Genomic DNA, 20627 nt, shown 5'->3' with positions numbered 1-20627 from the left:
GCGGCCACAAGGCTAGCCACAGTGTAAATACTCAAAAAAACCTGAATAACGCCCGGCCACGCCAGCGTTTGAAAGCGCATATCATCCGTGAATATGCGCCCTGACTCCAGTGTTGTAGCGTCGATCCTGCGCTTAAATCGCAGATCGAACGCTCTAGCCCGCCCTTAACTGAGAGGCTCTACCAACAACGCATCCACCCGCTGGAAGCCGCGAGGCAGTTTGTTGCCACGGCGCCCGCGCTCGCCTTTGTAGTGCTCCAGATCGTCAGCCTTCAGCGACAAGGTGCGCTTGCCAGCCTGCAGCACCAGGGTCGCGCCGTCCGGCAGCACCGCGATATCGGTGACGTACTCTTCGCGGCTGGCCACGCGCTCACCGGGAATGCCGATGATCTTGTTGCCCTTGCCCTTGCCCAGCTGCGGCAGGTCGCTGATCTTGAACACCAGCAGGCGCCCTTCGGTGGTCACCGAAGCCAGCCAGTTCTGTTCACGATCGGCCACTGGCCGCGGCGCCAGCACCTTGGCATTGTTCGGCAGGCTCAACAGCACCTTGCCCGCCTTGTTCTTGGCCTGCAGGTCCTCGCCCTTGACCACGAAGCCGTAGCCGGCGTCAGAAGCGATCACATACAAGGCATCGTCATCCGGCAGCAGCACGCATTCGAACGTCGCACCCGGCGGCGGCGTCAGACGGCCGGTCAGCGGCTCGCCCTGACCCCGGGCCGATGGCAGCGTATGGGCCGCCACCGAGTAACTGCGCCCGGTGGAGTCGATGAACACCGCGAACTGGTTGGAACGCCCGGGCGCGGCGGTCTTGTAGCCATCGCCGGCCTTGTAGGACAGACCAGTGGCGTCAATATCATGCCCCTTGGCGCAACGCACCCAGCCTTTTTCCGACAGAACGATAGTCACCGGCTCGGTAGGCATCAGCTCGTTTTCCGACAGCGCCTTGGCCTCGGCCCGGGCGACGATCGGCGAACGGCGGTCATCGCCGTAGGTTTCTGCGTCTTGCAGCAACTCGGTGCGCACCAGCTTCTTCAGTTTGGCTTCGCTGTTGAGCAAGGCTTGCAGCTTGGCCTGCTCCTTGAGCAACTCATCCTGTTCGGCCCGCAGCTTCATCTCTTCCAGACGCGCCAATTGGCGCAGGCGCGTGTCGAGGATGTAGTCGGCCTGGATTTCGCTCAGGGCGAAACGCTCGATCAGCTTGGCCCGTGGATGCTCCTCGGTACGGATGATGTGGATCACTTCATCCAGGTTGAGGTAGGCGATCAGCAAACCGTCCAACAGATGCAGGCGACGCTCGACCTTGTCCAGGCGGAACTGCAGCCGGCGACGCACGGTGGTGACCCGGAACTCCAGCCACTCCACCAGCAGGGCCCGCAGGTTCTTCAACTGCGGCTTGCCGTCCAGGCCAATGATGTTGATGTTGACCCGGTAGGTGGATTCCAGCTCGGTGGTGGCGAACAGGTGCTGCATCAACTCATCGGCGTCGACCCGGTTGGAGCGCGGGATGATCACGATGCGGCACGGGTTTTCATGGTCCGACTCGTCACGCAGGTCGGCCACCATCGGCAGCTTCTTGGCCTGCATCTGGCCGGCGATCTGTTCCAGCACCTTGGCCCCGGAGACCTGGTGCGGCAGCGCGGTGACGATGATGTCGCCGTCCTCGACCCGGTACACGGCGCGCATGCGCACCGAGCCACGGCCGGTTTCGTAGATCTTCAGCAGGTCGGCACGCGGGGTGATGATCTCGGCTTCGGTGGGGTAGTCCGGGCCCTGGATATGCTCACAGAGCTGCTCGACCGTGGCCTTGGGCTCATCCAGCAAACGCACGCAGGCCGAAGCCACTTCCCGCAGGTTGTGCGGGGGCACATCGGTGGCCATGCCCACGGCGATGCCGGTGGTGCCGTTGAGCAGGATGTTCGGCAGGCGTGCCGGCAGTACCAGCGGCTCCTGCAGCGTGCCGTCGAAGTTCGGCCCCCAGTCCGCAGTGCCCTGGCCCAGTTCGCTGAGCAGCACTTCGGAATAGCGCGACAGGCGCGCCTCGGTGTAACGCATGGCAGCGAAGGACTTGGGATCGTCCGGCGCACCCCAGTTGCCCTGGCCGTCCACCAGCGTGTAGCGGTAACTGAAAGGCTGGGCCATCAGCACCATGGCCTCATAGCAGGCCGAATCGCCGTGCGGGTGGAACTTGCCGAGCACGTCACCCACGGTACGCGCGGATTTCTTGTGCTTGGAATCGGCATCCAGCCCCAGCTCACTCATGGCGTAGACGATACGCCGCTGTACCGGTTTCAGGCCGTCGCCGATATGCGGCAGAGCACGGTCCATGATCACGTACATGGAGTAGTTGAGGTAGGCATTTTCGGTGAAGTCAGCCAGTGACCGGCGTTCTACGCCATCCAGGCTGAGATCAAGGGAGTCGCTCATGCGGGCCTCATTGGTTCGTAGTCTGGCGCAGCAGCATGCTGCCGCCGCGCTGAGTAAATTCAAGTTTTTTCAAAGCGCTCATGCCCAGCAGAACCTGGTCGCCGTCGAGCCCCGGAGCCACCAGGGCGGCCACGTCCCGCAGCACGATATCCCCCAGCTGCAGGAGTTCGATACGGGTCCGATAACCCTCGCTGCGCCCATTGGCCGTGCTCAGGGTGACCGGCGCACCGCGCTCCAGGCCCAGACGTTCAGCGAGATCCGCAGGTACCGAGACATCGGTGGCCCCGGTGTCGAGCATGAATTGCACCGGCCGCCCGTTGATATGGCCGCTGGCGACGAAATGCCCCTGGCGATTGCCCGCCAGTTGCACTTCGATGTAACCCTCATGTTGTTGCGAACTGACGACAGTGTTGGGGTTCTCCTGGTGCGCTTCCCAGTCGGCAAAGAACCGCGTGGCCAGGAACAGCGCCGCCGCCCAGGCCATGATCAGCATCACCCGCCCGGCACTCTTGCCCGGTTGCTGGCTCACGGCTTGGCACTCCAGCCGCCTTCGGGAGCTGCAAAACGCCAGACGATCGGTCGGGCCTCCCCGTCGGCGCGAGCACCGTTGTTGTTGTCCAGGCCAATCCAGGCGCCCTTGGCGTCCACCACCAGGGCTTCCGCCAACCCGTAGGGCTGTGGATAACGCCGATGCTCCACCAGTGCTTCGCCAGCATACGACCAGCACTGCTCGACCTTGGCGCTCAGCGCGTCCCGGCGACAGATCTGATAGGCGTTGCGCTCCAGGGTGAACAGCTTGCCGTCAAACAGCGACAGGTCGGCAAAGTCACGGGATACGGCCTTGGCGTTGGGCATCTGCTCAGGCTGCATTAGCGCCCCTGCTTCACTGAGCAGCACGCAACCGCCATCGCAGTCCCAAGTGGTCTGGCCACGCTTGATCAACAGCAGCCCGCGCCGCTCGCGTTCCGCCGCCAGCCAGATCCGATCCCCGGCAGGGTTGACCGCCAGCCCTTCGAACAGGGCATTGAAGTGCAGCAGCATGCCGCTGGCTCGGGCTTCGCGCACCATGATCGGGGAAATCTTCAACCAGGCCGGCGCGCCTTGCGCCGGAACCTGCAGCACCGCGGCATGGGCTTCGCTGACCACATATTTGTTGCCGGCGGCATCACAGGTGATGCCCTCGAAATCCAGGTCGCCGCCACGCACGAAGGACGCCGCCCAGGTCCGCACCTTCAAGCCCCAGGGCAAGCCGGAATCCGGCACCGCAGGCACCTCGATCCCGACGGTCTCGGCCTGCCAGACAGTGTTCCGAGTATCGAGCCTGTAGATCTGCTCGTCGTCGCGATCGGAGACGGTCCAGAGCTCCTGACCACACAGCGCCAGCCCGGACAGATTGCCGCCGCGCATGCCTTGCACAGGATGCTCGGACAGCAGTTTCAGTTCGGGCGCCGGCGCGGCCACCACCGAGGTTGCCAATAGCGCCAGGGCCAGGGCAAAACCTCTGTGCATCAGGCCAGCACCTCGGCCAGGTTGCCCTTGGACTCCAGCCAGGACTTGCGATCACCGGCGCGCTTCTTGGCCAGCAGCATGTCCATGATTTCCGCGGTGGCCTCGACGTCGTCCAGGGTCAACTGCACCAGGCGCCGGGTGTTCGGGTCCATGGTGGTCTCGCGCAGTTGCGGCGGGTTCATTTCACCCAGCCCCTTGAATCGGGTGACCTGTGGCTTGCCGCGCTTCTTCTCGGCCACCAGGCGGTCGAGAATGCCGTCGCGCTCGGCTTCATCCAGGGCGTAGTAGATCTCCTTGCCCAGGTCGATGCGGTACAGCGGCGGCATGGCCACGTAGACGTGACCGGCATCCACCAGCGGACGGAAATGCTGGACGAACAAGGCACACAGCAAGGTAGCGATGTGCAAGCCGTCGGAGTCGGCGTCGGCGAGGATGCAGATCTTGCCGTAGCGCAGCTGGCTCATGTCCTCGGCGCCCGGATCGACCCCGATGGCCACGGCGATGTTGTGCACTTCCTGACTGGCCAGGACCTCGCTGCCGTCCACTTCCCAGGTGTTGAGGATCTTGCCGCGCAACGGCAGGATCGCCTGGAACTCCTTGTCCCGCGCCTGCTTGGCCGAACCGCCGGCGGAGTCACCTTCCACCAGGAACAGCTCGGAGCGCATCGGGTCCTGGCCGGCACAGTCCGCCAGCTTGCCTGGCAGTGCCGGGCCCTGGGTAATGCGCTTGCGCTCGACCTTCTTGCTGGCCTTCAAGCGGCGCCCGGCGTTGCTGATGGCCAGCTCCGCCAGTTGCATGCCCAGCTCGGGGTTGGCGTTGAGCCACAGGCTGAAGGCGTCCTTGACCACACCGGAAACGAACGCCGCCGCCTCGCGGGAAGACAGGCGCTCCTTGGTCTGGCCGGAGAACTGCGCATCCTGCATTTTCATCGACAGGACAAAGGCAATGCGCTCCCAGACGTCTTCCGGGGCCAGCTTCAGGCCGCGGGGCAGCAGGTTGCGGAACTCGCAGAACTCGCGCATGGCATCCAGCAGGCCCTGGCGCAGGCCGTTGACATGGGTGCCGCCCTGGGCCGTGGGGATCAGGTTGACGTAGCTTTCCTGGACGCTGTCGCCGCCTTCGGGCAGCCACAACAGGGCCCAGTCCACCGCTTCCTTGTTCCCTGCCAGGCTGCCGCAGAACGGCTCGGCCGGCAGGCGTTCGAATTCACTGACCGCATCCACCAGGTAGGAGCGCAGGCCATCTTCGTAGTGCCACTCGACCTTCTCGCCGCTGGACTTGTCCTCGAAGCTCACCAGCAGCCCCGGGCAGAGTACGGCCTTGGCCTTGAGCACGTGCTTGAGACGGCTGACGGAGAATTTCGGCGAGTCGAAGTATTTTGGGTCCGGAGCGAAGTACACGCTGGTGCCGGTGTTGCGCTTGCCCACGGTGCCGACCACTTCCAGCTCGGTGGCCTTGTAGCCGTCGGCGAAAGTCATCTGGTATTCGTTGCCGTCGCGCTTGACCCGCACCCGCACCTGGTTCGACAAGGCGTTGACCACGGAGATGCCCACCCCGTGCAGACCGCCGGAGAACTGGTAGTTCTTGTTGGAGAACTTGCCGCCGGCGTGGAGCTTGGTGAGGATCAGCTCGATCCCGGACACGCCTTCTTCCGGGTGGATGTCCACGGGCATGCCGCGGCCGTCGTCGGACACTTCCAGGGAATGGTCGGCGTGCAGGATGACCTGTATCGACTTCGCATGGCCGGCCAGGGCTTCGTCGACGCTGTTGTCGATGACTTCCTGGGCCAAATGATTGGGCCGCGTGGTGTCGGTGTACATGCCCGGGCGTTTGCGCACCGGGTCGAGTCCCGAGAGGACTTCGATGGCGTCTGCGTTATAAGAGCTAGCGCTGGGAGTGGCCATGGGTTCTCGTCGTTAGTCGTTCAATGAATATGGGGCGAAGGCTCACAGTGCAGTGAAGTCGATCGCCTGGTACTGATCGGCAGTGATGCCGGCAAAATTCAACATCGCCGGCAATTGTCCGGCAAAACCTTGGAAACTATGATCGCCGCCGGCCTGTATGCGCAAGGCACAGGCGCGGTAGTAGCGCTCGGCGCTGCGATAGTCCAGCGTCTCGTCCCCGGTCTGCAACCACACCTGATAACGCTCAGGGTCCTGGGGTGGCGCCACTTCCAGCGCTGCCAGGGCCGCGACATGGTCGTGGGTCAGCTCCCAGGTCTCGTCGGTGTACAGGTTCTTCTGCGTGCCCAGATAACCGTCGAACATCCGGTGCGGGCTGACAGCAGGGTTGATCAGCAGGGCCTTCAGACCATAGCGCTCGGCAAGGTGAGTCGCATAGTAGCCGCCGAGCGAGCTGCCGACCAGCAATGGACGACCGAGTTCGGCAATCGCCTGTTCCAGCTGGCCAATGGCCTGGCGCGGATGGTGATGCAGGGCCGGCACCCGCAGTTGCCCGGCCAGGCCGAGCTGCTCCATGACCTGGCGCAACTGGGAGGCCTTGGTCGATGCCGGAGCACTGTTGAAGCCGTGGATATAGAGGATCGAACCGGACATGCGAGCTCCCTGTGCACCTGGGCAAAAGCCGCAGTTTACAGGGATGGGGCCAGGTTACGCAGCCGCTTCAGTAGCCTTCGCTACCGTAGTCGATGGTGAATTCATAGCCTTCGACCCGCTGCACGCCGGTTTCCAGCCGTCCATCGGGCAGCAGCCGCAACCAACGGTAGCCCGGCACCTGCTCCTCGACCTTGAAGTCGTCGCTCAAGGGCTCGAACTGGATGCAGGTGGAAGGTGAGGCCAATAGCCGCACGTCGCCCCGCAGGCGATCGATCTCCTGGTGAACATGCCCCCAGAGCACGGCGCGCACCTGGGGGAAAGCGTCGATCACGGCAAACAGCGCCTGGGCATTGCGCAGGCCGATGGGCTCCATCCAGGCGCAATCGATGGACACCGGATGGTGATGCAGGCAGACCAGGTGGTGCCGCTCTGGTGCTTCGCGCAGGGAGCGGGTCAGCAGTTGCAACTGCTCATCCTGCAGATAACCCGGTACCGAACCCGGCACCGCCGAGTCCAGCAGGGTGATGCGCCAGTTGCCGATGTCCACCACCGGGTCCAGCAAGTCACTGCCGCTGGCGGCCTGCTCCATGACCTGCGGTTCGTCGTGGTTGCCCGGCAGCCAGCGGCCTGGGGCGGCAATCTGCCGGGTCAGTTGGCGAAAGCGTTGATAGGACTCCAGCGTGCCGTCCTGGGACAGGTCGCCGGTGGCCAGCATCAGGTCGATCCGTGGCTGCTGCGCCAACACCAGGTCGATGACCCGTTGCAGGCTGTCGGCGGTGTTCATGCCCAAGAGCGTGCCGTCCGTCTCGGCAAACAGATGGCTATCGGACAGCTGCACCAGCAACACGGGGTCGGCGGCAGTCAGTGCGGATACGCTTGGCACGGCGTTCTCCCGGAGCAAGATCACAAAGCGTGAAGAAGGGGGTAATTATGCTGGGGGAAGTGAAAAAGAGGAAACCTGGGAAGCGGACCCAGTTCACATCTAGCGCACGGCTTCGAACTCGTGACCGCAGGCCAGGCAGTGGCTCAGCCACTCGCCGAGGAACACGTTCAGCTGGGCCTTTTCATCAGGCTGGTGCATGAAGGCATTGGGATAGGGATAGATGCTGCGAAAACGCCGGGCATGTTCGGCACTGATGACTTCCGCCATGCGCGCGTCGTGATAGACCTGCACTTCCAGCTGCGGCACAGGCAGCCAGGGCAGGCTGTGCTCCTGGCGCACCTGCAAGGTGGTGGTATACGGGCAGGCCAGTACCACCTCCAGGGCCAGTACGCCGAGCATCTGGTCGCCCTGGGTCACGGCGATGCGCCGCGCCACGGGCTGGTTGCGCATGTCGGGCAGCAGTCGCATCAGCCGGGCGTAGTTGGCCTCGCAGGAAGCTTGCAGCCCCGCGAGATCCACCCGATAGCGGTCGCGTACCTTGTTTACGACCATAACCCCCTCACTTCCGCGCGATTGAGCGCCAGCCACTGCAAGGCAATGATGCTGGCGGCATTGCAAATCCGCCCGTCGCGCATGGCCTGCAAGGCATCCTCATAGGCCATCACGCACACCCGAATGTCTTCCGCCTCTTCCTCCAGCCCATGCAGCCCACCGGCGGCGCTGCTGTCGCAACGCCCCAGGTACAGATGGACGAATTCGGTGCTGCCACCGGGCGACGGGAAGTACTGGGTCATCGGCCACAGCGCCGAGATGTCCAGGCCAGCTTCCTCCTGCGCCTCGCGGCGGGCAACCTGTTCCGGCTGCTCGTCCTTGTCGATCAGCCCGGCCACCAGTTCCACCAGCCAGGGCGAAGCCGTCTTGCCCATGGCACCGACGCGGAACTGTTCGATCAGCACCACCTCATCGCGCTGCGGGTCGTACGGCAGTACGCAGACCGCATCGTGACGGACAAAGACTTCACGATTGATTTCACGCCCCATGCCACCGGCGAACAGCTCATGACGCAGTTGCAGGCGATCGAGCCGGTAGAAACCCTGGAAACAGTTTTCGCGCCGGATGATCTCGACGGCACTCGGCGTGGAGTTGGCAAAGTCAGTCATAACAATCCTCGTGTACAGCATGTTCAATCCGAGGATCCCCCTCGACTTCGCGCCATCCTAACGCGCTCGCAGCTGATCATGCAGCCCCTTTACCCTCAGCGGGATAGACGGCGAGGGGCTAAACCTACTCTAATTACCTCTATTGAGCTTAGTGGCGAACCGACTGCCTCGCAGGCAGTCGAAGCCGGTAACTTTTGCCTCCCCCCTGGTTTATGAAGGACGCCCATGTCGCTTGTCAAAATCGCCTCCGTGGCCTGTATCGCCCTGACCCTGGGCGCCTGCCAAAGCCTGTTTCAACCCAGCTACATGACCCCGCTGGAAACCACCCGGGACAAGTCCGAACAACTCAAGCCCGGCTGCAGCGGCGCCGACTGCCCGCTGGTCAACCTCGACACCGTGCACTTCCCCGCCGAACCGCAGCTGGATGCCATCATTGAAAAGCGCCTGCTGCAAATGACCCGCACCAGCCCCGATGCTGCACTGCCGGCCAGCCTTGCGGCCTATCGCGAGCAGTTCCTGCGTAGCGCGCCGGACCGCCACGGCATGTACCTGCAATCCAAGCTACGCGAGCAGCATGACGGCCTGGTGATCATCGAACTGGCCAGTTACCTGGACACCGGCGCCGCCAACGGCACCCCGGGCCGTGGCTTCGTCAACTATTCACGCCAGCAGCACAAGGCCCTGAACCTGGCGGACATGCTCCTGCCCGGCCAGGAAGAGATGTTCTGGAAGGCCGCGCGGGTCGCCCACAACAACTGGCTGATCAGCACTCACCTGGATCGCGAGGCCGAGTTCGTGAAGACCTGGCCCTTCCAGAAGACCCAGAACGTAGCGCTGACCCGCAACGCCGTGACCCTCAAGTACGACGTCACCACCATCGCGCCCTCGGTCCTGGGCCACATCGAACTGCAGATCCCCTACGACCGCCTCAAGGGCGTGCTCAAGCCCGAGCTGTTTCCTGGCGGTAACTGAAAGCCCGGCCCAACAGCCATTGCAGCAGCCCTGCCAGCACCAGTGACGGCAGGGTTGCGCCGATATCCGGGTACAGATTGGCCAACAGATGATAGGTGCTCACCCCACCCAGCCAGGCCAGCAGCGCCGGCCAGCGCAAGGCTGACGCCGGGTTCTGCCCCGAGCGCCGACGCAGGATGAAGTGATCCACCAGCACCACGCCAAACAGCGGCGCGAATACCGAACCGATCAGCAACAGGAAGTTCTGGTACTGGGCCAATGGCGCCAGGCAGGCGATCAGGGTGCAGAGCACGCCTATGGCCAGCGCCAGGTGCTCGACCTTGAGGCGCAGCAGGATGCCGCTGGAAACCGCCGCCGAATGGATATCGGCAAAGGCATTCTCCGATTCGTCCAGCAGAATCAGCAGCAACGGAATCCCCAGCCCGGCCCCGGCCAGCGCCAGCAGCAAGGCATTCACTTCACCACTGGGAGCGAAGGCCAGGGTGTAGGCGACGCCCAGGCTCATCAACCAGAAATTGCCGATGAAAAAGCCCAGGGCCGTGCCACCGAACACGCTCTTGGCGCGCTTGCCGAACCGCGAGTAGTCGGCGATCAGCGGTAACCAGGACAAGGGCATGGCGATGGCGATATCGAAACCCACGGCGAACGGCATCGAGCCGTCCCCGGCCTGGGCCCAGAGCGCCGCCAGGTCGGCTCGGGCGAAGAGGTTCCAGGTCAGCCACAGGCAGGCGGCCAACAACAACCAGATTCCCCATTTGCGCAGGATCTGCCGGACGAAGGTCAAGGGCCCGCTGACCGCCAGCAAGGTGGCCAGGGCACCGAAAAACAGGGTCCAGAGCAACGGGTTGGCCAGCAGGCTGCCTTCGCTGAAGGCCCGGCTGCCCAGGAGGCTCGCGGCATCGCGCATGACGATGATTTCAAACGAGCCCCAGCCCACCAGTTGCAACAGGTTCAACAGTGCCGGCAGGCTGGCACCGCGCCGGCCCAGGCTGAGTTTGAGCGCAGCCATGGACGACAGGCCGGTGTCGCTGCCGATCACCCCCACCGCCGCCAGCAGCAGAACGCCGACCGCGGTGCCGAGCAGGATCGCCAGCAGCGAATGGGCCAGCCCCAGGCCTGGCGCCAGCAAGGCGCCGGTCTGCAGCACCATCAGGCCGATACCGAGGGAGAACCACAGGGAAAACAGATCGCGGGCGCCAAACACGCGCTTGTCGGCCGGTACCGCGAGATCGGGAGAGTAGGTACTGATTGGACTGCTCAAGGTTGATATCTCGAAGGAATAGGGTCTGCAGGAGCCGGATTGCCGGCGAAAGCGCCACCTTGTCGAGAGCGCGGCGCCCGGTTCGCGGGCAAGCCCGCTCCTACAGGAATGTTCACGGGGGCTATCTCGAACGCCCAGCCTCTGCAGGAGCCGGCTTGCCAGCGAAAGCGCCACCTTGTCGAGAGCGCGGCGCCTGGTTCGCGGGCAAGCCCGCTCCTGCAGAGAGGGGTCAGACTTTCTTGTACAGCTGGCTGCCTTCCTGCTTGAAGCGCTCGGCCTGTTCCGCCAGGCCCTTGGCGACATCCACATCCACCGCTTCGATACGCTGGTTGGCTGCGTACTCACGCACTTCCTGGGTGATCTTCATCGAGCAGAACTTCGGCCCGCACATGGAGCAGAAATGCGCGACCTTGGCCGAATCCTTGGGCAGGGTCTCGTCGTGGTACGAACGGGCGGTGTCCGGGTCCAGGCCGAGGTTGAACTGGTCTTCCCAGCGGAACTCGAAACGCGCCTTGGACAAGGCGTTGTCGCGGATCTGCGCGCCCGGATGACCTTTCGCCAGATCCGCAGCATGCGCGGCGATCTTGTAGGTGATGATCCCGGTCTTCACGTCATCCTTGTTCGGCAGGCCCAGGTGTTCCTTGGGCGTGACGTAGCAGAGCATGGCGCAGCCGAACCAGCCGATCATCGCCGCACCGATACCGGAGGTGATGTGGTCGTAGCCGGGGGCAATGTCGGTAGTCAGCGGGCCGAGGGTGTAGAACGGCGCCTCGTCGCAGCACTCCAACTGCTTGTCCATGTTCTCCTTGATCAACTGCATCGGCACGTGGCCCGGGCCTTCGATCATGCACTGCACGTCATGCTTCCAGGCGATCTTGGTCAGCTCGCCGAGGGTTTCCAGTTCGCCGAACTGGGCTTCGTCGTTGGCGTCGGCAATCGACCCCGGGCGCAGGCCATCTCCCAGGGAGAAGCTGACGTCGTAGGCCTTCATGATTTCGCAGATTTCGTCGAAGTGGGTGTAGAGGAAGTTCTCCTTGTGGTGCGCCAGGCACCACTTGGCCATGATCGAGCCACCCCGGGACACGATGCCGGTGACCCGCTTGGCGGTCAGCGGCACGTAACGCAGCAAGACGCCTGCGTGGATGGTGAAGTAGTCCACGCCCTGCTCGGCCTGCTCGATCAGGGTGTCGCGGAACAGCTCCCAGGTCAGGTCCTCGGCCACGCCGTTGACCTTTTCCAGGGCCTGGTAGATCGGTACGGTACCGATCGGCACCGGCGAGTTGCGGATGATCCACTCGCGGGTTTCATGGATGTGCTTGCCGGTGGACAGGTCCATCACCGTGTCCGAACCCCAGCGGATGCCCCAGGTCAGTTTCGCCACTTCTTCCTCGATGGAGGAACCCAGGGCACTGTTGCCGATGTTGCCGTTGATCTTCACCAGGAAGTTGCGGCCGATGATCATCGGTTCCAGTTCGACGTGGTTGATGTTGGCCGGGATGATGGCGCGGCCACGGGCGATTTCCTCGCGGACGAACTCTGGGGTGATTTCCTTGGGGATGCTGGCGCCGAAGCTGTGGCCGGCGTGTTGCTGCTTCAGCAGGCCGGCGGCACGGGCCTCCTGCAGCTTCATGTTTTCGCGGATGGCGACGTATTCCATCTCGGCGGTGATGATGCCTTTGCGCGCGTAGTGCATCTGGCTGACGTTGGCCCCGGCCTTGGCCCGGCGCGGGTTGTTGACGTGGGCGAAGCGCAGCTTGGTCAGCTCCGGGTCGGCCAGGCGCTGCTGGCCGAAGTTGGAGCTCAGGCCCGCCAGACGCTCGGTGTCGCCACGGTCCTCGATCCACGCCGAACGCACATCGCCCAGGCCCTTGCGCACATCGATCACCACGTTCGGATCGGTGTAAGGGCCGGAGGTGTCATACACGGTCACCGGGGCGTTGATCTCGCCGCCGAAGTCGGTGGGGGTCACGTCCAGGGTGATTTCGCGCATGGGCACGCGGATGTCCGGGCGCGAACCCTGGACATAGACTTTTTGCGAGCGGGTAAAGGGCTGAACCGATTGTTGGTCGACTTGGGCCGACTCACTGAGGTTGCTAGCGTTTTTTAATTTTGTAGTCATCACGGGCTCTCCAGACAGCATCCAGGCAGTGGATTTTTGTCGGAGCGAACCTGTAACGGACGGACGCACCCTGGCTAGGCAACTAGTTGAGTGCAGTGCTTGGTACTCGAGGGGTGTTCGATTGTCGAACAACATCCCGGACGAAGCACAAGAGGACTCGCCGGGTGACGAGAAATCTTGTTCCCTACGCAGGCGCTAACCTGATCAGGTTCAACGGGATCCGGATTATCCGATCTCAGCCTCATAGCAAGGCACCCCGACAAGAACCGGGCCAGTCTAGACAAAGCCACAGCAGAACGCCAACCCCCCGTACGATCAGCATGATGAATGGCGTAATTGCAGGATTGTTGCCACCCCCCAGCGCATCTACACTCGTTGCCCTGTGTCGAACCTTGACGCTCTGTGGGTCGCGCCTTAGCCTTGGCGCCTGAATTATTGCCGTAATATCAACTCTAGGGATCGCCGAATGCTGCGCAAACTCTCACTGGCTGTTGCCGTGTCTTGTGCGTCCAATGGAATGGCCTGGGCAGCAGAAGCGCCTTTGACCACCAAGACCGATCTGGTCAGCGTCTACCAGGAAGCGGTGGACAACAACGCCGATCTGGCCGCTGCGCGCGCCCAGTACGGTGCCCAGAAGGAAGTGGTGCCCCAGGCTCGTGCCGGGTTGCTGCCCAACCTTTCGGCCGGCGCGGACATGAACAACACCCGCACCAAGTTCGACGAACCGTCGATGACCTCTACCCGCAGCGGCAACGTCTACCAGGCGACCCTGGCCCAGCCACTGTTCCGGGCCGACCGCTGGTTCCAGCTGCAGGCGGCCAAGGACATCAACGAACAGGCTTCCCTGCAACTCTCGGCCACCGAGCAGAACCTGATCCTGCAGAGCGCGGAGAACTACTTCGCGGTGTTGCGCGCCCAGGACAACCTGGCCTCGACCAAGGCCGAGGAAGCGGCCTTCAAGCGTCAGCTGGACCAATCCAACGAACGCTTCGACGTGGGCCTGTCGGACAAGACCGACGTCCTGCAATCCCAGGCCAGCTACGATACTGCCCGGGCCAACCGGATCCTTGCCCAGCGCCAGGTGGATGATGCCTTCGAGGCCCTGATCACCCTGACCAACCGCGAGTACAACTCGATCCAGGGCATCGTCCATACCCTGCCAGTGCTGGCGCCGACCCCCAACGACGCCAAGGCCTGGGTGGACACCGCCGCCAAGCAGAACCTCAACCTGCTGGCCAGCAACTACGCAGTCAGCGCCGCCGAGGAAACCCTCAAGCAGCGCAAGGCCGGGCATGCGCCGACCCTGGACGCAGTGGCGCAGTACAAGAAAGGCGACAACGATGCTTTGGGCTTCAGCAACCCCAACCCGCTGACGCGCTATGGCAGCGACGTCGAACAGCGCTCCATCGGCCTGCAACTGAACATTCCGATCTACAGCGGCGGCCTGACCAGCTCCCAGGTGCGCGAATCCTACTCGCGCCTGAGCCAGACCGAGCAACAGCGTGAATCCCTGCGCCGCCAGGTGGTGGAAAACACCCGCAACCTGCACCGCGCGGTGAACACCGATGTCGAGCAGGTCCAGGCCCGGCGCCAGTCGATCATTTCCAACCAGAGCGCAGTGGAGGCCACGGAGATCGGCTACCAGGTGGGCACGCGCAATATCGTCGATGTGCTCGACGCCCAGCGCCAGCTGTACACCTCGGTGCGCAACTACAACAACAGCCGCTACGACTACATCCTCGACAACCTGCGCCTGAAACAGGCGGCCGGCACCCTCAATCCGGGGGACCTGCAGGACCTGTCGCGCTATCTCAAGGCCGACTACAACCCGGATCGCGACTTCCTGCCGCCAGACCTGGCCAAGGCCGCCCAGGAGCAGCTCAGGGCCCGCCCCTGAAGGTCGCAGGCATGAAAAAGGCCACCTTTGCGGTGGCCTTTTTCATGGCGGTGTAACGGTCTTTTACGGCCATGCGACAGCGGCTACCGAAGGCGACGATCAGTGCCTGCCCAGGAGGCGGCCAAGGCCATCGAGCAGCCGTTGCAAGGCACCCTGGTTGGCCTTGAGCACCTTGAGCCCGGCGTCGGCCATCTTGCGCGCATCCTGGGGTAGCTCGAACAGACGCTGCACCGCCACCGCGAGCCCCTCGGCATCGTCCACTTCCTGCAAGGCTCCGGCCTCACGCAGCATCGCGGCGATTTCCAGGAAATTGAACAGATGCGGCCCGCTGATCACCGGCTTGGCCAGGGCTGCCGGCTCCAGCAGGTTGTGCCCACCGTTGGGCACCAGGCTGCCGCCGACAAAGGCGCTGTCGGCCAGGGCATAGAGGAACAGCAATTCGCCCATGGTGTCCCCCAGCAGCACCGAGGTGGTGGCAAGCACCGGCTCGGCTGCAGAACGGCGTACCGTGGTAAAGCCCTGCTGCCGGCACAGCTCATGCACCGAGTCGAAGCGCTCCGGGTGCCGCGGCACCAGGATCAGCAAGGCATTGGGGTAATTGCCCAGCAGTTGCCGGTGGGCATCGAGCACCACCGCGTCTTCGCCCTCGTGGGTACTGGCGGCGATCCACACCGGGCGCTCCATGGCCTGCCATTGCTGGCGCAGCTCGGTGGCCCGCTGCAGCAACTGCGGGTCGATGCTCAGGTCGAACTTGATCGATCCGGTCACTTGCACAGTCTCGGGGCGGGCCCCAAGCCGGAGGAAACGCTGGGCCTCGGCTTCGGTCTGCACCGCGAACAGGCTCATCTGCGCCAGCATCGGTGCGGTCAGCCGAGCAAAACGCCCATAGCCCTTGGCCGAACGCTCGGACAACCGGGCATTGGCCAGGGCTACCGGAATCCCGCGCCGGGCACACTGGTCGATATGGTTGGGCCACAGTTCGGTTTCCATGATCACCGCCAGCTTGGGCTGCACCCGATCGAGAAACCGCGCCGCGGCGCAAGGCAAGTCGTAGGGCAGGTAGCAGTGCTGGATCCGCGGCTCGTTGGCAAACAGCGCGTGGATGCGCTCGGAGCCGGTGGGAGTCATGCAGGTCACGGTAATCGGCAGCTGTGGATAACGCGCCAGCAGCGCCCGGATCATCGGCGCGGCAGCGATGCTCTCGCCCACCGACACCGCATGCACCCAGATGCCACCGGGTTGCATGCTCGGCAAGCCGAGAGAGAAACGCTCGCCAATGCGCTTGGCATAAGCCGGCGCCTTGCGCGAGCGCAGCCACAGGCGGATCGCTACCAACGGCAGCCCCAGGTAAAACAATGCGGTATAGAGAGTTCTATTCATGGCGGCGGAGTTTATCGGTTTTTTAGCCGATCGCCTTCAGGTGCACGGCAAAACGTTCTGCCAGCCAGTGCGCCGCGGGGCCCAGAGGTTCGTCACGGCGCCAGGCCAGCTCCACCACCAGTGCCGGGGGCGTCCATTGGCTGGCCAGCTCCACCATCTGGTTCTGATAGGCCGGGTACTGCACCACATGCCGTGGCAGCCAGGCCCAGCCCAGCCCGCGCATCAGCCATTCGGCCAGGACGTAGAAGCTGTCAGCCCGCCAGACCTGGGGGCTGACCTGCTCACCACCGGGGTAGCCACTGGCTTGCGGAGCGATGAGCAACTGCCGGTGTAGCGCCAGCAACTGGCGGTTGACCCTTTTTTCATGGGCCAGCGGATGCCCCACGGCGCAGACAGTGACCATCTCCACACTGCCCAGGGCCCGGCGCTCCAAAGTTTCCGGCATCTGCTCATGGTGAAACAGCAACCCCAGGTCGGCCCGGCGCTCCACCAGTTTGCGCGCTACGTCGCCCTGGGCCCCGCTGGCCAGTTGCACCTCCAGGCTGGGAAAGTGTTCCGCCAGGGCCTCCAGGCTGTCGAGCACCGGCTGATAGGGCATCGCTTCGTCCTGGGCCAGGCGCAACCGCGCTTCCTGGCCGCGCATCAAGGCGAGCGCCCGGCCATTGAGGCGGTCGCACTGGCGCAGGATCTCCCGCGCTTCCTGCAACAGTGCACTGCCCGCCTCCGTCAGCCTTGGCTGGCGGCCACTGCTGCGTTCGAACAGGCTCACTCCCAGGTCATCCTCCAGCTGGGCGATGGCACTGCTGATGGCCGATTGCGCCTTGCGCTGCTGGCGGGCCACGGCAGAAAACGAACGCAGTTCGGCGACCCCGACAAACAGGCGCAACTGCTCCAGGTTCCATTGCATGTTCATGGCACAACCTATCTATCATCCAGATAGGTAATGACTTTACCCCATCTGAACTTTCTCTAGAATGCCGACCTCATAAAGCAGTCCCAGCCCCGAGGAACCCTCCCATGAACGCTTACTACTACCTGGCTATCGCCATCTGCGCGGAAGTGATCGCCACTGTTTCAATGAAAGCGGTCAAGGGCCTGAGCACTCCGCTGCCCCTGGCATTGATCATCGTCGGCTACGGCGTGGCCTTCTGGATGCTGACCCTGGTGGTGCGCACGGTGCCGGTGGGCGTGGCCTACGCGGTATGGGCCGGCATGGGCATCGTCATGGTGAGCATCGCCGCGCTGTTTCTGTACGGCCAGAAGCTGGATATCCCGGCGATGCTGGGCATGGCGCTGATCGTCCTCGGCGTGGTGGTGATCCAGTTGTTCTCGAAAACCGCCGGGCACTAGAAAGCAGCCTCACGCCACACGCCTCAAGCGGCCAGAGTGAGCGCCAAGCTTGCAGCTTGAGGCCTGAGGCTTGAAACTTGCGGCTTCGTTTTACTTACCGAGGTCGCTGCATGCCATCCGCTATTTCCACCGATGTGCTGATTGTCGGCGCAGGCGTCGCCGGTCTCTGGCTCAACGCTCGCCTGCAACGCCTGGGTTTCTCCACCGTGCTGGTGGAAAGCGCCAGTCTCGGCGGCGGACAGAGCGTGAAATCCCAGGGGATCATCCACGGCGGCGCCAAATACGCCCTGCACGGCGCCCTCACTGGCGCCTCCGAGGCCATTGCCGACATGCCACGGCGCTGGCGCGAAGCCCTGGCGGGCAATGGCGAGCTGGACCTGTCCGGCGTGCGCCTGCTGTCCGAGGCCCACTACCTCTGGTCCCCCGGCACCCTGGCCGGCAACCTCACCAGCTTCTTCGCCAGCAAGGCGGTACGCGGGCGGGTCGATCAGGTCAAGGGCGAGCAACTGCCCCCGGCCCTGCAGGACAAGCGCTTCAAGGGCAAGGTCTACCGCCTCGCCGAACTGGTAGTGGATGTGCCGAGCCTGATCGAGCGCCTCGCGCACCTGGCGGGAGACAGCCTGCTGGCCGGGCAGAAGATCGAGCCCCTCCTGGAGAACGGCCAACTGCTGGGCCTGCGGGTCGACGGGCGGGAAATCCGCGCGCAACGCATTGTCCTCAGCGCCGGAGCCGGCAATGCCGAGCTGCTGCAAGCGGCCGGCCTGAGCCAGCCCGCCATGCAACGGCGACCATTGCACATGGTGCTGGTCAAGGGCCCGAGCCTGAAACCGCTGTACGCCCACTGCCTGGGCGGCGGGCCAAAACCACGGATCACCGTCACCACTCACCCGGCCGCCGACGGCCAGTGGGTCTGGTACCTGGGGGGCGATATCGCCGAAGCCGAGGGCGTGGCCCGGGAACCGGCAGCGCAGATTGCCGCAGCCCAGAAGGAACTGGGGCAACTGCTGCCCTGGATCGACTTGAGCCAGGCGCAATGGGCCACCCTGCGGGTCGACCGCGCCGAACCGGCACAGTCGGGCCTGGCCCGCCCGGACAACGCCTTCCTCGCCGAGCAGGATCGCCTGCTGGTGGGCTGGCCGACCAAGCTGGCCCTGGCACCGGACTTCGCCGACCGGGTCCTGGCTGCCCTGGAGCGCGACGGCATTCGCCCCGCCGCCGACCAGGCCCTGCCCGAACTGCCCAAGCCGCCCCTGGCGCAACCAGCCTGGGAGCAACTGCTGCCATGAGCCAGCCAACCCTGCACGATCTGCATCGCCCCTTGGGCAGCACCGGCCTGCTGGTGTCGCCCCTGGGTCTGGGCACGGTGAAACTGGGCCGCGACCAGGGCGTGAAATACCCCAACGGCTTCCAGATCCCCGACGACCAGGAGGCCCGCATGCTGCTCAAGCTGACCCGCGACCTGGGCATCAACCTGATCGACACCGCTCCGGCCTACGGCCGCAGCGAAGAGCGCCTGGGCCCGCTACTGCGCGGCCAGCGCCAGGAATGGGTGATTGTCAGCAAGGTCGGCGAAGAGTTCGCCGATGGCCTGTCGCGGCACGATTTCAGCGCGGCCCATACCCGAATGTCCGTGGAGCGCAGCCTGCAACGCCTGGAAACCGACTTCATCGACCTGGTGCTGGTGCATTCCGACGGCAACGACCTGGCGATCCTCGAGCAGTGCGAGGTCTACCAGGCCCTGGCGCAGCTCAAGCAGGAGGGCAAGATCCGTGGCTTCGGTTTCTCCGGCAAGACCGTAGACGGCGGCCTGAAGGCCCTGGAGCAAGGCGATTGCGCCATGGTTACCTACAATCTGAACGAACAGGCCGAGCGGGCAGTCATTGACTACGCTACCGCTCACCACAAGGGCATCCTGGTGAAAAAGGCGCTTGCCAGCGGCCACGTCTGCCTGAGCCCGGGCATCGATCCGGTGCGGGCCAGCTTCGAGCTGCTGTTTGACCGGCCCGGTGTCGCCAGTGCTATTGTCGGGACCATCAATCCCTTGCACCTGGCCCACAACGTGTCGACTGTGGCGCAGGTCCTTGGCAAGAACTGATGCCGCCGACGCGGCCGACCCCGACGCAAGAAGGAGCCGAGATGTCGCGACCGCTCATTAGAAAGAACCCCAGCAACTTCAAGACCCTGCCCCTGTTCGTCGAAGCGACTCCCGAAGGCTTGAGCTACCAGAGCGTCGGAATGCCGCTGAACTTCGCTCAGACCCTGCAGCGCCGGCGCGCGGTGACGGTGGCCGACAATCAGCGCTTCGCCCTGGAGCTGGCCAACCTCGGGGTCTCGGTGCGCCTGACCCTGCACTGGCAGAACCGCGACTACTGGGTGCTGGTGCGCCAGCGCCGCCAGGATCGCGGCGATGTGGTGCTCAAGCTGATTTCCGGCTATGTCCCGGCTCACGAGCTCAACCTGCCACTGCATACCGCGATCCAGGAAATTGCCGAGGAATGCCTGCTGGAAACCCCCGAAGGCTGGCTCGGTGGGCGCTTCAACGACACCTGGCTGCCTGCGCCCTATGCCGGCGCCCTGCACTATCGCGAAGCCCTGCCCTTTCGCCTGACCCCGCTGTCCGGGGCGGCGCTGCCGGTGCGCTGTGGCAACCTGCAGTTGCTGGAGCGTCCCCGGGCCTATGTGCACCTGCCCACCGCCTCACTGCAGTTGATCTACGACCTGCGCCTGGACGTGCCGAGGGAAGCCAAGTCCCTGAGCCTGTTCCACGTCGACGAGCGCCTGGAGGGCGACCAACTGGTGGCACGGCTGGACCGCAAGCGCCCGGACCTGTACCTGATGCCCCTGGACAACGGCGAGCCCTGCGCCGAGCTCTACACCCTGAAGAAAGACCAGTTGCATCCGGCCAGCACCCGCGGCCTGTACCTGGCGGAAAGCTTCGCCCAGCAGGAAGGCTGGGTGGTGAGTGACGAGCGGATTCGCTGGAAGGACTGGCTCAGGCAGCGGGGCCTGGAGCCACCGCAAAAGGCGTCGAAGCTATCGCGACTAACCGGCCGGGCCCGGCAGATCCTGCGCAAGATCGTCCCCGGCAAGGCCCGGCGCCAGGGCTGAGGCAAAAAAA

18 protein-coding genes and 1 riboswitch are annotated in these 20627 nt (G+C 64.2%); of the genes, 6 read left to right on the top strand and 12 right to left on the bottom strand.

Annotated elements, in window-relative coordinates:
* Window positions 1-164: 164 nt before the first annotated feature.
* The 8 genes from parC to AC07R1_RS24080 form a co-directional block, all read right to left on the bottom strand.
* The gene (parC, locus tag AC07R1_RS24115) at window positions 165-2423 is read right to left on the bottom strand and encodes a DNA topoisomerase IV subunit A (protein ID WP_495111000.1); all 2259 of its coding nucleotides are present in this window, start codon (window positions 2421-2423) and stop codon (window positions 165-167) included.
* 7 nt (window positions 2424-2430) lie between these two features.
* Window positions 2431-2952 (bottom strand): retropepsin-like aspartic protease family protein, encoded by a 522-nt coding sequence (locus AC07R1_RS24110; protein ID WP_011058920.1) that lies wholly within the window; start codon window positions 2950-2952, stop codon window positions 2431-2433.
* Window positions 2949-3932 (bottom strand): esterase-like activity of phytase family protein, encoded by a 984-nt coding sequence (locus tag AC07R1_RS24105; RefSeq protein WP_077933261.1) that lies wholly within the window; start codon window positions 3930-3932, stop codon window positions 2949-2951. The genes AC07R1_RS24110 and AC07R1_RS24105 overlap by 4 nt, the downstream gene beginning before the upstream one ends.
* Window positions 3932-5836 (bottom strand): DNA topoisomerase IV subunit B, encoded by a 1905-nt coding sequence (gene parE / locus AC07R1_RS24100; RefSeq protein ID WP_011058918.1) that lies wholly within the window; start codon window positions 5834-5836, stop codon window positions 3932-3934. The genes AC07R1_RS24105 and parE overlap by 1 nt, the downstream gene beginning before the upstream one ends.
* A gap of 42 nt (window positions 5837-5878) precedes the next feature.
* Window positions 5879-6487 carry a YqiA/YcfP family alpha/beta fold hydrolase gene (locus tag AC07R1_RS24095; RefSeq protein WP_015633927.1) on the bottom strand — a complete coding sequence of 203 codons (609 nt, stop codon included), beginning with the start codon at window positions 6485-6487 and terminating at the stop codon, window positions 5879-5881.
* 67 nt (window positions 6488-6554) lie between these two features.
* Window positions 6555-7370 carry a 3',5'-cyclic-AMP phosphodiesterase gene (gene cpdA, locus AC07R1_RS24090; protein ID WP_041115433.1) on the bottom strand — a complete coding sequence of 272 codons (816 nt, stop codon included), beginning with the start codon at window positions 7368-7370 and terminating at the stop codon, window positions 6555-6557.
* A 99-nt stretch (window positions 7371-7469) separates the two neighbouring features.
* Window positions 7470-7922 (bottom strand): DUF1249 domain-containing protein, encoded by a 453-nt coding sequence (locus AC07R1_RS24085; protein ID WP_011058915.1) that lies wholly within the window; start codon window positions 7920-7922, stop codon window positions 7470-7472.
* Window positions 7913-8530: an NUDIX domain-containing protein gene (locus tag AC07R1_RS24080; RefSeq protein ID WP_011058914.1), complete on the bottom strand. Its 618-nt coding sequence runs from the start codon at window positions 8528-8530 to the stop codon at window positions 7913-7915. Before AC07R1_RS24080 ends, AC07R1_RS24085 begins: the two co-directional genes overlap by 10 nt.
* Before the next feature lie 225 nt (window positions 8531-8755).
* Between AC07R1_RS24080 and AC07R1_RS24075 the strand changes: the two genes are divergently transcribed.
* The gene (locus tag AC07R1_RS24075) at window positions 8756-9502 is read left to right on the top strand and encodes an RsiV family protein (RefSeq protein ID WP_103290459.1); all 747 of its coding nucleotides are present in this window, start codon (window positions 8756-8758) and stop codon (window positions 9500-9502) included.
* On the opposite strand, the gene cytX is transcribed toward AC07R1_RS24075, so the two are convergent.
* Together cytX and thiC are read right to left on the bottom strand one after the other, a co-directional pair.
* Complete coding sequence (gene cytX, locus AC07R1_RS24070; protein WP_019093041.1) at window positions 9471-10763, bottom strand: putative hydroxymethylpyrimidine transporter CytX; 1293 nt, start codon at window positions 10761-10763, stop codon at window positions 9471-9473. The two genes, AC07R1_RS24075 and cytX, sit on opposite strands and share 32 nt — an antisense overlap.
* A gap of 229 nt (window positions 10764-10992) precedes the next feature.
* A complete protein-coding gene (gene thiC, locus AC07R1_RS24065) occupies window positions 10993-12882 on the bottom strand; it encodes a phosphomethylpyrimidine synthase ThiC (protein WP_011058911.1) in 1890 nt (629 codons plus the stop codon).
* Window positions 12883-13046: 164 nt separating this feature from the next.
* A riboswitch (TPP riboswitch) is annotated at window positions 13047-13151 on the bottom strand.
* 197 nt (window positions 13152-13348) lie between these two features.
* Here thiC and AC07R1_RS24060 point away from each other — a divergent pair.
* The gene (locus AC07R1_RS24060) at window positions 13349-14779 is read left to right on the top strand and encodes a TolC family outer membrane protein (protein ID WP_011058910.1); all 1431 of its coding nucleotides are present in this window, start codon (window positions 13349-13351) and stop codon (window positions 14777-14779) included.
* Between the two features lie 99 nt (window positions 14780-14878).
* Here AC07R1_RS24060 and waaA read toward each other — a convergent pair whose 3' ends face one another.
* Together waaA and AC07R1_RS24050 are read right to left on the bottom strand one after the other, a co-directional pair.
* On the bottom strand, window positions 14879-16159 hold the full coding sequence (waaA, locus tag AC07R1_RS24055; protein ID WP_495110999.1) for a lipid IV(A) 3-deoxy-D-manno-octulosonic acid transferase: 1281 nt from the start codon (window positions 16157-16159) through the stop codon (window positions 14879-14881).
* Window positions 16160-16181: 22 nt separating this feature from the next.
* Window positions 16182-17066, bottom strand: a complete 885-nt coding sequence (locus AC07R1_RS24050) for a LysR family transcriptional regulator (protein ID WP_015633922.1) — start codon at window positions 17064-17066, stop codon at window positions 16182-16184.
* Between the two features lie 110 nt (window positions 17067-17176).
* Here AC07R1_RS24050 and AC07R1_RS24045 point away from each other — a divergent pair, with 110 nt between their 5' ends.
* The 4 genes from AC07R1_RS24045 (at window position 17177) to AC07R1_RS24030 (ending at window position 20617) form a co-directional block, all read left to right on the top strand.
* Entirely contained in the window at window positions 17177-17509 is a 333-nt protein-coding gene (locus tag AC07R1_RS24045) for a DMT family transporter (RefSeq protein WP_011058907.1), read from the top strand.
* 110 nt (window positions 17510-17619) lie between these two features.
* Window positions 17620-18795: an NAD(P)/FAD-dependent oxidoreductase gene (locus AC07R1_RS24040; RefSeq protein ID WP_093406913.1), complete on the top strand. Its 1176-nt coding sequence runs from the start codon at window positions 17620-17622 to the stop codon at window positions 18793-18795.
* Entirely contained in the window at window positions 18792-19604 is an 813-nt protein-coding gene (locus AC07R1_RS24035; protein ID WP_015633920.1) for an aldo/keto reductase, read from the top strand. Before AC07R1_RS24040 ends, AC07R1_RS24035 begins: the two co-directional genes overlap by 4 nt.
* Window positions 19605-19645: 41 nt before the next feature.
* Window positions 19646-20617: a hypothetical protein gene (locus AC07R1_RS24030; RefSeq protein WP_019093038.1), complete on the top strand. Its 972-nt coding sequence runs from the start codon at window positions 19646-19648 to the stop codon at window positions 20615-20617.
* Window positions 20618-20627 lie beyond the last annotated feature (10 nt).

It is taken from the genome of Pseudomonas sp. GW821-FHT07F01, from assembly GCF_059418825.1.
The sequence above is the reverse complement of the archived record's forward strand: the minus strand, read 5'-3'. Positions and strand labels throughout refer to the sequence as shown.